General features: G+C 44.6%; 9 protein-coding genes and 8 tRNA genes. 3 read left to right on the top strand and 14 right to left on the bottom strand.

Translation table 11 applies throughout. The annotated features are described in order from the left end of the window. Positions 1 to 4: 4 nt before the first annotated feature. The 11 genes from FOC32_RS16060 to FOC32_RS16110 form a co-directional block, all read right to left on the bottom strand. Positions 5 to 466, bottom strand: a complete 462-nt coding sequence (locus tag FOC32_RS16060; protein ID WP_175968027.1) for a DUF2750 domain-containing protein — start codon at positions 464 to 466, stop codon at positions 5 to 7. Positions 467 to 536: 70 nt separating this feature from the next. Continuing rightward, positions 537 to 612 (bottom strand) — tRNA-Val (locus tag FOC32_RS16065). Between the two features lie 101 nt (positions 613 to 713). Further along, positions 714 to 790: transfer RNA gene (locus tag FOC32_RS16070), tRNA-Asp, on the bottom strand. A 23-nt stretch (positions 791 to 813) separates the two neighbouring features. Next, positions 814 to 889 (bottom strand) — tRNA-Val (locus FOC32_RS16075). A gap of 30 nt (positions 890 to 919) precedes the next feature. Next, a tRNA-Asp gene (locus tag FOC32_RS16080) sits at positions 920 to 996 on the bottom strand. A gap of 13 nt (positions 997 to 1,009) precedes the next feature. Next, positions 1,010 to 1,085 (bottom strand) — tRNA-Val (locus FOC32_RS16085). Positions 1,086 to 1,106: 21 nt separating this feature from the next. Next, positions 1,107 to 1,183 (bottom strand) — tRNA-Asp (locus FOC32_RS16090). A gap of 49 nt (positions 1,184 to 1,232) precedes the next feature. Further along, a tRNA-Asp gene (locus FOC32_RS16095) sits at positions 1,233 to 1,309 on the bottom strand. 30 nt (positions 1,310 to 1,339) lie between these two features. Beyond that, positions 1,340 to 1,415, bottom strand: a tRNA-Val gene (locus tag FOC32_RS16100). Between the two features lie 500 nt (positions 1,416 to 1,915). After that, a complete protein-coding gene (gene elsL / locus FOC32_RS16105; RefSeq protein ID WP_175968028.1) occupies positions 1,916 to 2,428 on the bottom strand; it encodes a cell wall-recycling L,D-carboxypeptidase ElsL in 513 nt (170 codons plus the stop codon). Beyond that, a complete protein-coding gene (locus tag FOC32_RS16110; RefSeq protein ID WP_175968029.1) occupies positions 2,428 to 2,862 on the bottom strand; it encodes a YbaN family protein in 435 nt (144 codons plus the stop codon). Before FOC32_RS16110 ends, elsL begins: the two co-directional genes overlap by 1 nt. A gap of 88 nt (positions 2,863 to 2,950) precedes the next feature. On the opposite strand from FOC32_RS16110, the gene FOC32_RS16115 reads away from it, so the two are divergent. The 3 genes from FOC32_RS16115 to dapE all read left to right on the top strand — a co-directional run bounded on the left by FOC32_RS16115 (position 2,951) and on the right by dapE (position 5,351). Further along, positions 2,951 to 3,826 (top strand): DUF1853 family protein, encoded by an 876-nt coding sequence (locus FOC32_RS16115; RefSeq protein ID WP_175968031.1) that lies wholly within the window; start codon positions 2,951 to 2,953, stop codon positions 3,824 to 3,826. A 115-nt stretch (positions 3,827 to 3,941) separates the two neighbouring features. Next, positions 3,942 to 4,091: an entericidin A/B family lipoprotein gene (locus FOC32_RS16120; protein ID WP_004784975.1), complete on the top strand. Its 150-nt coding sequence runs from the start codon at positions 3,942 to 3,944 to the stop codon at positions 4,089 to 4,091. Positions 4,092 to 4,214: 123 nt separating this feature from the next. Beyond that, positions 4,215 to 5,351 (top strand): succinyl-diaminopimelate desuccinylase, encoded by a 1,137-nt coding sequence (dapE, locus tag FOC32_RS16125; protein WP_034170117.1) that lies wholly within the window; start codon positions 4,215 to 4,217, stop codon positions 5,349 to 5,351. A gap of 58 nt (positions 5,352 to 5,409) precedes the next feature. Here the strand turns inward: dapE and FOC32_RS16130 are convergent, their stop codons facing one another. The 3 genes from FOC32_RS16130 to FOC32_RS16140 form a co-directional block, all read right to left on the bottom strand. After that, the gene (locus FOC32_RS16130) at positions 5,410 to 5,868 is read right to left on the bottom strand and encodes a hypothetical protein (RefSeq protein ID WP_175968033.1); all 459 of its coding nucleotides are present in this window, start codon (positions 5,866 to 5,868) and stop codon (positions 5,410 to 5,412) included. Then, complete coding sequence (locus tag FOC32_RS16135; RefSeq protein WP_175968035.1) at positions 5,869 to 10,386, bottom strand: Hpt domain-containing protein; 4,518 nt, start codon at positions 10,384 to 10,386, stop codon at positions 5,869 to 5,871. Between the two features lie 168 nt (positions 10,387 to 10,554). Then, positions 10,555 to 12,624, bottom strand: coding sequence for a methyl-accepting chemotaxis protein (locus tag FOC32_RS16140; protein ID WP_175968037.1), 2,070 nt, complete (start codon positions 12,622 to 12,624; stop codon positions 10,555 to 10,557). Positions 12,625 to 12,652 lie beyond the last annotated feature (28 nt).

The following is a 12,652-nucleotide window of genomic DNA, read 5'->3' on the forward strand; positions in this document are numbered from 1 at the left end:
TAAGTTAATTTAAACGGATATGCCTTGGTGAAGGGATCGCTGGATTTTTGAATAGTTCAGGTTTCTGTACATAGACCTGATATAGGTAATTTTTAAGATCCAGCAAAAGCTTTTCAGGCGCAACCAGAATATTTTGCCCTTCTGGTGTTAGATCCAGTGACACGATAGTACTTTCCTGACGTAAGAAAGGAATGACCTTTTCAACAAAATCTTTGAGGGTAATTTCCTGAACCTGGTAATTGGCCCAGTTATCTTTAATGAGTAGTCTGGCCAGACCTTTGCTTTGCCAGGTCGCGAAAGCACGCTGTCCTGTCGGCGTGGCACACAAAGCCCAACCCTCTTGGTAAAGTGCAAAAATGCCACCTTGGGTAACAATAGCTTCAATAAAATTTTTATAAACTTGTAGCGGATCGTAGGCGGTATTTTGCGATTTGATCGCTGCCTTGCGCTGATATGGATTTCTCATAGTCTGAAATCTTCAAATTATTATAGACTTCGAATTCTATGAAATATTCAGGATTTAGGCAAGAAAGATATGGTGGGCGCTGACGGGATCGAACCGCCGACATTCTGCTTGTAAGGCAGACGCTCTACCAACTGAGCTAAGCGCCCTGAAGAGTAAAAAATAACATCGTTATTTTTTATGATGCAAGACAAGCGAAGCGCGTAGTCTTGAATTTTGATTCACATTTTCCACATCAGGGAATGAAAAATGGCGCAGCGGACGGGACTCGAACCCGCGACCCCCGGCGTGACAGGCCGGTATTCTAACCAACTGAACTACCGCTGCATCGCGTATATCTTTAGAAGATATGGTGGGCGCTGACGGGATCGAACCGCCGACATTCTGCTTGTAAGGCAGACGCTCTACCAACTGAGCTAAGCGCCCTTAAAGGGTCAAACTGTTTGATTCTTAGGATGGCGCAGCGGACGGGACTCGAACCCGCGACCCCCGGCGTGACAGGCCGGTATTCTAACCAACTGAACTACCGCTGCATCACAAAAAATCTGGTGGGCGCTGACGGGATCGAACCGCCGACATTCTGCTTGTAAGGCAGACGCTCTACCAACTGAGCTAAGCGCCCTCAAAAGGTCTATCATGTAAATGGCGCAGCGGACGGGACTCGAACCCGCGACCCCCGGCGTGACAGGCCGGTATTCTAACCAACTGAACTACCGCTGCACTTACACAATGTCACTATTGTGGCAAACGATTCATCAAGAACTTAAAGTGGCGCAGCGGACGGGACTCGAACCCGCGACCCCCGGCGTGACAGGCCGGTATTCTAACCAACTGAACTACCGCTGCACTATAAGTGTCTCAACTTTGAAAGAAGCTTGGTGGGCGCTGACGGGATCGAACCGCCGACATTCTGCTTGTAAGGCAGACGCTCTACCAACTGAGCTAAGCGCCCTTTCAAATCGACTTCATCGCTTGATGAGGTGCATTATAGAGAATCTTCACAGACTGTCAAACGCTTTTCTGACTGTTTTCTGCTTTTTCGGTGTGAGTGATTAAAAAATAGGTTGATTGTTAAAAAAAACAACACTTTTTGTTTATTTTTTAAGTCTATACCGATTTTTTAAGAATACTCTCTAAAACTAAAAGCCGGATTTTTACGGTTTTACTCATGAAAATTGAGACCTGAACATGCAACAGACTTCAGTATTGCTGAAAGATTATACAAAGCCCAGCTAACCGCAACGTTGTGATCCTGTAATCTTTATTTTAAGAGCTTGCAGCCCTGTAAAAACAAATCGATGACTTTTATTGGCGGGCTATAAATCATGTTTCTAAGTCTATTTGTCTGTAAAAGTAGAGTGAGTAGAAGATCTATGCCCTCTTTACTTTTACATCTATAAATAAAAGATATTTCAATTAATTTTAAATCAACCGTAAATCTTCTTAGGTCATTTAAACAGTCAGATTCAGAGGCTGTTCTGAAATATAGACCAGCGCATCTTCGCTCACCAGTTCAAACAGCTCGGCCACATCCGTATTCCGCATGCGGATACAGCCATGGGACATTGGAATACCCATCGGCTCAGAATCAGGCGTACCATGAATATAGATATAACGTTGGTAAGTATCACAACCTTCGCCCTGGTTGAAGCCTTCTTCAAGCCCACTTAGCCATAAGATCCGGCTAAGAATCCAGTCTCGCTGCGGGAACTGCTGTGCCAGTTCTGCATTATAAATTTCACCAGTTGCTTGACGGGCAATAAACACACTGTTTAATGGTGCCTGCTGGCCAAACTTTTCAGCGACTTTATGCCAGCCACGAGGCGTCTTGCCACTATTTTCTGTTTCACCAATGCCATTCTTACCCGTAGAAATCAGGTACTGCTTATTATATTTTGGCAAATATAGTTTTTGTTGGGCGAGATCAATCAGGATTTCTGCCTGATACAGCTGCAAATGGCTCATTACTTCTCTTTCTCTGTCTTGATGATTTCTAGTTCTACTTTCTTTGTGGCCATGTGTTCTGGATGGATTATGTCCTGAACCGGTTCAGGCCGACGCCATAACCAGATCGCCACAATCAGCATGGTCACATCAGTAAAGATTTTGACTGCCAACGGTGCTGTCGTAAACAACATGATAATACCACTGATGAACATCATGATACTGGCCAGCCATTTGGCCTTGCGTGGCACAGTACCATTGGTACGCCAAGCTCTTAAAGTCGGACCATATTTTGGATGATTTAGCAGCCATGCATCCATCTGTGGCCAGCCTTTGGATGCCGCCCAAGCCGCCAGAATTAAAAATACTGTTGTTGGCATGCCGGGCAAGATTGCGCCGATAAAACCCAGTACGACAAATAGTACGACCAGGCTTCGCCAAAACAATATTTTCATAAATCGATCCTACCCACAAAATTAGGGGTAGTATAAAGTGTTTTTAAAATCTGTCCGTTGTATTTGTGCACTTTTCACAGGATGTGCTATGCCCTTTTCCAGTCTAAATCACAATCTTGTAGAAGCATGGCAATATTATCAGCATCCTTTGGTGCGGCAACTGGCCTTTGCTGTTGGCAGTCCAAACCTTCTGTCTCAAATTCCAGCCGAACTTAAAGTCGTCCATGCTTTCGAATTACATGATTCTGAGACTTGGCAACATCACCTGCAAAATTATCATCCACGTCTGAAATATTTAGACCAGCATCCAGAAGAGCTGGAGCAATTCGTGCAGCAGCTTAAAAGCACCCGGTTGGGTCTACGTTTTGAAATGCTGGTCTGGTTCTGGCTGCTAGATGATGCTTATCACCCTTATAAACTTTTAGGCCATAGCATTCAGAAAATTGACGGTGCTAAAACGCTAGGTGAACTGGATTTTCTGTTACTCAATACAAAGACAGGCCAGACTGAACACTGGGAAGTGGCGCTGAAATACTACCTCGCAGAAGCCGATTTTAGCCTGCCAAACTGGTATGGCCTAAACCGTACCGATACTTTAATCCGTAAAATGAAGCATTTTACCCAGAAACAGTTTCAGTTTGATGAGGCTCTGGATCAGCAGATTGAGCAGCGTTTCTGCATGTTAAAAGGCCAGCTTTATCTTCCAGTGCATCGTGCAGATCAGACATTGCCTGGCTGGGTCAATACCCAACGTCGCATAGGCTTATGGGGCCAGCAGATTCCCGACCCAGCGGCTAATTTCTATCGTTTGCAGCGCCATGAGTGGATTTATCCTAATGCTCAGATCAGCAGTTCAAGTCCCTATTGGTGGACAAATGGACTTTATAAAAAGGCTGATCAAGAGGATTTTTATATGTATCGCAGCCCGCTTTTACTCCCCTTTCCTGCGCATAAACCCTTTTAAAACATTACATTTATTAACCGAAGCACTATGAAAACCACATATTTTTTATGTCGTATATTTTCTAATCTTAGTTCCACATCATAATAATTTTATTATCGATAATACGGAGATGATGATGAAAAAAATTCTTGCTGCTTCATTGGTAATGGCTTTTGTTTTAACTGGCTGTAACACTGTCAAAGGTGTGGGTAAAGACGTTTCTAAAGCAGGCGAAGCTGTAACAGGCACTGCAGAAAAAACTTCTGAAGAAATCCGTCAAAACTAAACTCTTTCTAGCTTCTCCACAAACCCTATCTCAGATAGGGTTTTTTTATGTGGAACATTCACATTACAGGCCATATTCGCCTATCATAGAGCCGACAAATTTATCGACTTATGAATTCACCATATGACATCTTCCGCGACTCTTGATTTAAGCCTGCAATTATTACGTCAGCCTTCTGTGACCCCTATTGATCATGACTGCCAGAACATCATGGCAGAACGTTTGAAAAAGGTGGGTTTCGATATTGAATCAATGCGTTTTGAAGATGTTGATAATATTTGGGCGCGTAAAGGTACTGAAAGCCCTGTTTTCTGTTTTGCTGGCCATACCGATGTTGTGCCAACCGGCAACCTGGATGCCTGGAACTCTGATCCTTTTGCGCCAGAAATTCGTGATGGTAAGCTTTATGGCCGTGGTAGCGCCGACATGAAAACGGCTTTGGCTGCGATGGTCGTAGCTACTGAACGTTTTGTCGAAAAATATCCGAATCATAAAGGTTCGATTGCCTATTTGATCACTTCAGATGAAGAAGGTCCATCGATCAATGGTACGGTAAAAGTGATTGAAACCCTAGAAGCGCGTAATGAGAAAATTACCTGGTGTCTGGTAGGTGAACCTTCGAGCACCAATAAACTGGGTGATATTGTTAAAAATGGCCGTCGTGGTTCATTGAATGCCAATCTAACTGTGAAAGGCAAACAGGGGCATGTGGCTTATCCGCATCTTGCTGTGAATCCAATCCATAAAGCGTCTAAAGCCATTGCCGAACTGTGCGAAACAGTCTGGGATAATGGCAATGAATACTTCCCTGCGACGTCTTTCCAGATTTCAAATATCAATGCCGGTACCGGTGCAACCAACGTTGTTCCAGGCATCATGAATCTACTCTGCAACTGGCGTTATTCAACTGAAGTGACTGCTGAAGAACTAAAAGCACGTATGCTTGAAATTCTGGATCGTCATGGTGTGGATTATGAGATTTCATGGACTTTATCTGGCCTGCCATTCCTGACACCGGTCGGTGAGCTGGTGAATGCCGCTAAAGATGCCATTTTAACGGTGACTGGTACTGAAACTGAATTATCAACTTCAGGCGGCACCTCAGATGGTCGTTTTATTGCGCCTACCGGTGCACAGGTGCTGGAACTCGGTGTACTGAATGCCACGATCCATCAGATTAATGAGCATGTCGATATTGCAGATCTTGAACCACTGGCTGAAATTTATGAGCAGATTCTGGTGAACCTGTTAGCCAATTAATCACCAGATGTAAAAAAAGGAACTCTTATGAGTTCCTTTTTTTATACATTCAAAAGAATTATAGACCAATTGAAGACTGGATATGGCTCATTTGCGGGATGTGAAATAACTGATCCCCCATACGTACATACTGGAATACTGCTGGGTCAGTCACTTGCTGATCGGCATCAACCACCTCAGAAATACGCAGACGAATGGTTTTCGGCATTTCATTGCACATCAGGGCAAAACGCTGATGCACCTCATCTCCTTCAATCACCAGCGCCACACCACTTTTACGTGTTGGATCATTAACTGCATAAACCGGTAATTGCGCATCATGCCATTCAACCACTTTAACCTGGGTATCACTATCCAGTGCAGACAGGACAATATTTTGTGGTAACAGCATTGGATCTTTGCCGTGACAGTCAATGATATAAGCATCAATAAATCCGGTAGATACCGTAATTAAATGCTGAAGTTCCTGCTGGCTAATCTGATCAGCCATTTTGGCATTAGTCGTATTCTGACTCATTTATAACCCCTGTTTTTCAGCAATTAACTGTTGAATATTCGCCAGTAATTCAGCTTCCTGGAACGGTTTACCCATGTAGTGGGTTACGCCCAGACTGAAAGCACGTTCACGGTGTTTTTCACCCGTACGTGAAGTAATCATGATAATTGGCAAGTCGCGGTGAATATCGTGGTGACGGACCAGGTTCGTGACCTCGAAACCATCCATACGTGGCATTTCAATATCCAGCAACATCAGATCCGGACGGACATTTTCAAGCTGTTCAATCGCATCCACACCATCTTTGGCGGTGACAATATCATAGCCCTGACGCTCAAGCAGACGCGAGGTCACCTTACGAACAGTCACCGAGTCATCCACGATCATTACCAGACGGCGAGCATTGCCAGAACGTGAACCATCACGTTGATCCTGCATGTGTTTGACACGCTGCGTACCATGGATCTGACGGGCAATATTCTGACCATCTAGAATCAGACAGACCTGACCATCACCAAGAATCGTCGCACCGGTCACTACACCAATATTGGCGAACTGGTGGCCAATTGGTTTCACCACGATCTGTGCACGTGAACCGACAAGTTGATCGACTAACAAGGCAATGGTTTGACCACTGTTGCCTTTAATCAGTAATACTGGCAGTGAATGCGCCACATTATTCAGACGTGGAATTGGCTGATTCGATACGAACTCAGACAGGTAACGCAATTTGTAATTAACGCCATCAATCTTGAAGAAATCATCTTTACTGTTGAAATAAGTTTCCAGAGTAGATGGTGCAATACGTACAATACGGTCGATTTGTGCCAGAGAAACGGCATATTGTTGATCGCCCACTTTTACCATCAAGGCATCGCTAACTGCTACAGTCGTCGGTACGCGAATGGTGAAGGTTGTACCTTTGCCTACTTCAGAGCTGACAGATACGTGACCGCCCAGCGACTTGATCTCGCTTTGTACTACATCCAGTCCGACGCCACGACCTGAAATCTGGGTTACAGATTTAGCAGTACTGAAGCCTGGATGGAAAATGAATTGCAGTAGCTCTTCCGAATCCAGGGTCTGATCTTCTTTGATCAGGCCTTGGCTCAGTGCTTTCTCACGAATCTTCTCAGCATCGATACCTTTACCATCATCACTAAATGAGACGATGACATCTGTACCCTGACGGCTGATATTTAACAGGATTGAACCGACTTCTGGTTTGTTCAAGGCAATACGATCTGCTGTATCTTCCAAACCATGGTCAATCGCATTACGCAGCATATGCTCGAATGGCGTTACCAGACGCTCCAGAATATTACGGTCTAATTCACCTTCACTATTCTGAACAATCAGTTCGGCCGGACGGTTCAAGGTCGTAGACGTCTGACGTACGATACGTTGTAAACGTGGCAACATCCGATCAAACGGTACCAGACGGGTACGCATCAGGCTTTCCTGAATCTCGGCCTGAATCCGTGATTGTTGTAATAACAAACCTTCAGTTTCACGAATCTTGTCAGATAGAGTGCTCTTGAAGTCAACCAAGTCCGAAGCAGATTCCGCAAGCGACTTGGACAACTGGTTCAGTGACGAATATTGGTCCATTTCCAGCGGGTCAAAGTCTGCATAACGCGAGTTGTCTGAACCGTGTTTGGCAATAATTTGAGATTCCAGCTCGCCTTCCATTCGGCGCAACTGATCCGCCAGACGCTTGATTGCCAGTTCCATCTCGTTCAGGGTATTGCCAAGTTGGCCTAAGTCCATCTCGATACGCGAACGGTTAATCGCATTCTCACCTGACAGGTCAATCATCTTCTCAACCAGATCAGCAGAGATACGGATCATCTCGTGGCTGGTATCGGTATTACCGGTATCGACCCACTCACCCATCATACGTGGTGGCTCAGTACCATCACCTTCGACAAACTCGAAGCTATTTTCAGTGACCAGCGTTTCTGTTTTAGCCAGACGTTCCGGCAGCTGCGCAGTAACATCCACATAAGCAATCTTTTTCAGACTGCTTTGGATCTGTTCAAAATTGCTATAGTCACGCTGGAAGATAGCTTGTCTTAACCAGGCCAGTGTTTTTTGCAGCAAGCCATCATAAGCATTCGAGTTAAAGTGATATACCGCAAACTGTTCGAATGTGGTTTCTAGTTCATACGCAATGCTGGCCACCTGTTCGTTTTCAATCATGCGCGCACCACCCTTGATACTGTGGGCAGCACGTTGTAATTGAAGCAATAAGCTACGGTCACTACGTTGATCAAACCATTGGTTCAGCAGTTTTTCGGTATTGTCGAGAATCTCTTCTGATTCTTCCAGGAAGGTTTCTTCAACAATCGACTTCAGTTCGTCTTCTTCAGAACGTTCTTCTGCTACAACCTCAACGGGCTCAGTCAAAGTTTCTGTTTCAGTCAGCTCAACTTGTTTATCTTCTAAGTTTAGAGTTGGTTCTAGATCTGAACTTGTGTTTTTTGATGCAATCTCTTCCGGTGCTTCATCTGCTGTCTCTTCAGATTCAGTAGTAGCTCCTGCATATTCAAACTCGACAACAGGAATTGATGCTTCTACCGGAGCCGCAACAGCTTGACCAGCCACCAATGCCTGAATATTTTGCAGAATCGAAATTGCTTCAACCGCTGGATAATCGATACCTTCATCACGGATCGACTGGATACGGTCAGAAACGTTATCTTGCACCAGACGAATGATTTGAATCAGAGCAGGCGTTACTGCAATCTGCTGACGGATGATTCGCTCATAAATACTTTCCAGTTCGTGCGAAATCGAACCGATATGAGAAGCGGTAATCATGTTTGCACCGCCCTTCAAGGTGTGCAAATGACGCATCAGATTGTTAAGTGAAGTCGTATCATCCTGCTTTTTACTCCAGGTATTCAGATCTTCATCAATACCTACCAGTAATTCATCCGCTTCTTCCAGGAAGATATTCAGTAGATCCTCATCGAAATCACGCTGAGTTTCTGCGCTGTCGATGTACTGGCGGTCAGAGGCAATACGCTGACTTAAAGCAGCAAAGTCAATGCTGGCTGTGGTTGCAGCTTCAGGAATAGAAATTTCTTCTGATACTTGCTCAGCAGGGACATTGTCTTCGGCAAAGATTTCCAGATCCTGCTGTACGAATGCAGCAAGTTCACTCAAGGTTTTTTGCGTATCATCATTTAAAATGACACGCTGGCCTGCTGCCAGGGTATCGAATAAATGAATGAATTCCTGATGTGCCTGGGCAAACAGCTCATAGGCATAATCGCTGTTCAGCAGTACCGGTTTTTCTAGTAAGGCATCATAGGCAGATTTTAAATCTGTCGTAAACTCATGAATACCCAGTGCGGCACGGTTATCTGTATGTGCAAGCAGCTCGGCAGCCTGCTCGCTTAAAGCCTGAATATATTCTGGATAATCGACTTTAGCGCGTTTATCGAATTCAAACTCGGCATCCAGTAACAGGTCAATCTCCAGTTCAACCAGCTTGGTTACCAGACCTTGGGTTTCAACTGTTTCCGCTTCAGTGGCTGCGAAGCCATAATCATTCCAGACACGCTCAAAATTCGCATACACTGCTGCCAGTTTGCTGCTATCACCCTGACGTAACAAATGCAGATAGTCGCTGACAAATTCAGCATACTGAATTAATACAGCAGTTTCTTTTGAAGTGGATGCAATTTCATCCTGAAGCAGTGTTTTAAACAGATGTTCTACTTTAGAGCTAGCCTCGAAGATTTCTTCGATCTGTGCCATGGACGAACTGCCGCGCAAAGTATGAATAGCACGAATCAATGCATTATAATCCTGCACTTTTTCATTTTCGCTATGCAGGAACTTGGCAATCGTTTCGAGATGCTCTTCGGCTTCCTCGATAAAGATTGCTACGGTTTCTTCTACATCACTGCTTGCAGCATCTTCAGTTTCGGCTTTTTCAAGCTCAAATTCTGTTGTGCTTATTTCTATTGCTGCAATTATATCTTGATCTTCAGCCGAATCACCTAGCTCAAGACCTGTGATCTGGCCTTCGGCAGTCAGACTGTCTGCCAGTTGCAAGAGTTCTTCTAAAGCCGGCTCAGGTGTCATTTGTTGTTGTAATTGCTGACCTAAAAGCACGACTGGACGCAGGTCAACATCGAGTTCCTGCACCTGTTTGAATTTTGGATATAAAGTGAACTGGTAAATATTCAGTACAGCTTTGGCATACTGTTGAATCGTAGGCGTTAACTGGATTGAACCTGAAAGTACCCGATTTAAGGTATCTTCCACTGCCCAAGCAATTTCACCCGCAGATTTAGCCCCCACCATACGGCCTGAACCTTTCAGGGTATGAAAATGGCGGCGAATGGTTTTCAGGTTTTCCTGATGAGCCGAATCACTCAACCATTCTGGAAATAAAGCATTTAACTCAACGAAAATCTCTTCGATTTCCTCGACAAAAATTTCAAGAATTTCTGCATCTTGATCAAGATAACTGTCTTCAGGAAGCGTTGTCGTTTCAACTAAATTTTTTAATATTTCTTTCATAGCTAATGCTTCTTACGTTGTGCCGCCAAGAAGGGCGCTCAAACTTAATTGTGACCGTCACGCGAGACCTAACCTTATGTAGTCAAGTCCATCTTGTCGAGGCTTTATCTGTATTTCTGAATGTGCCTCAACCTAGGTTAAGGCACACTCCCCTCATACTTTCTGACTTTATTCTGGTAGTTTAAAGTCAGATACAGATTCACGTAATGCATCGGCCATGTTCGCCAATTCAGATACCGAACGTGCTGTATCGAAGGTTGCACTCGTAGTTTGTGAAGTAATTTCCTGTACGACATTCATCGTGGTCGCAATATGACCCGCAGATGCAGACTGAAGTTTCGCAGCATCGGAAATGTTCGCAATCAGTTTTGCCAGGTTATTCGATACCGTTTGAATCTCATCCAGTGCCACACCGGCATCTTTAGACAGGTTCGCACCACGTACAACTTCGGCTGTGGTTTGTTCCATTGAAATTACGGCTTCGTTGGTATCCGTTTGAATGGTTTTTACCAGGCCTTCAATCTGTTTGGTTGCAGATGCAGAACGTTCCGCAAGACGCTGGACCTCATCCGCTACCACGGCGAAACCACGACCAGCTTCACCCGCCATCGACGCCTGAATCGCTGCGTTCAAAGCCAGGATGTTGGTTTGGTCGGCAATATCGTTAATCAGGGCTACGATGTTACCAATTTCTTGTGAAGATTCACCCAGACGTTTAATACGTTTAGAGGTTTCCTGAATCTGTTCACGAATCGTATCCATACCTTCAATAGAACGGTGTACAACGTCTGCACCATTTGCAGCAATTTGTACTGAACGTTCCGCAACGACTGCAGATTCTTCCGCGTTGGCAGATACCTGGTCAATGGACATTGCCATTTCGTTAATCGCAGCAGATGCACCCGCAATCTCTTGTGCCTGGTGTTCAGATGCTTCAGCTAACTGGTTGGTAATGCTTTGAGTTGTCGCTGTATATTGCGCAACTTCCTGAGAAGTTTCGGTAATACGAGATACCAAGTCACGTAACTGGTCGATCGCGAAGTTAATCGAGTCGGCGATCGCACCGGTAAAGTCTTCCGATACTGTTGCATATGAACGTAAGTCACCATCCGCAAGGTCGGCAATCTCGTCTAGTAAACGTAAAATCGCATTCTGGTTACGGTCATATTCTTCTTGAAGACGGGTTACACGCTGTTTGTCCGATGCACCACGTAGGGTTAACAGGCGGAATACACACAGTAGGAAGCCGATCAATAACAGAATTAACAGTACCGCTGGAACGATTGTTTTCAGACCAGAGTTACCAGACAGTTTGTTTAGGTTATCTAGCAGGGCATCCGATTGCGAGAAAATTGACGCAGATGCCTGACGTACTTTTACGATTTGCGCAGAGTTTTTCAGGATTGTCGCAGATGCTGATTGAAGTACATCATCATATTCCGCTTTGATGCCTTCCAGAGACTCGCGCAGGTTTGGATCAGTAATACGTTGTACACCCAGTTCAGCAGAACCGTTTAACTGTGCATTTAAGTATGAACCGAAAGTTTCGGTATCGGCACTGAAGTCGTCCGCTGATTCACGTGAACCGTCGTTACCAGTCAATACCAAGCTGATCGAACGTAAAATACGTTCCGCAATGAATACCTGGTTTTTCGCAATGACCACCTGGTTAGACGGCATGTCTTGACGCGCCATCTGGTCGACCATCAAGTTATATTCAGCCTGAATCCCCGGTATGGCTTCACCAATTGCGATGTTGGTGTCATATAACTGGTTAATGATTTTTTGTTGCGATGCAATCAGGTCAATACTAGAAGACACTTCTGTCCACTGTTTATCTACTGCTTGCAGTGCCTCATTATTGGAATGAATATTTTTTACAATCTCAAGGTTTTCCGCAAAAGCTTTTTGAGAATCTGTCAGTTCTTTCATCGCTTCAGGTGTACCAGAAGCCGTTGCTTCAGTCGCCTGACGAGAAATGGTTTGTGAAAGCAGACGTAAATCACCCAGACTTTGTGTCAGCTGGTTAGCACGTGGCACACTGTAGAAAAGATACAATAAAGTGATGGTTGCCGCTAACAGACAGCCGGCTGCGCCATAAATAAACGGTTTAGACTTTTCACTATCACCAAATACACGTGACAACTGGTCTGTTTGTGATTGAATCTTGGATAAAAAAGTATTGCCACTTTTGCGGCTACCTTCACCTGTATTTTTCTTTTTAAGTTTAAAGCCCATGCAGCCTCTCCCCGATTTACGTCTTTAT

Source organism: Acinetobacter sp. FDAARGOS_724 (assembly GCF_013364475.1).
In the GTDB taxonomy this organism is placed as follows: Bacteria; Pseudomonadota; Gammaproteobacteria; order Pseudomonadales; family Moraxellaceae; genus Acinetobacter; species Acinetobacter variabilis.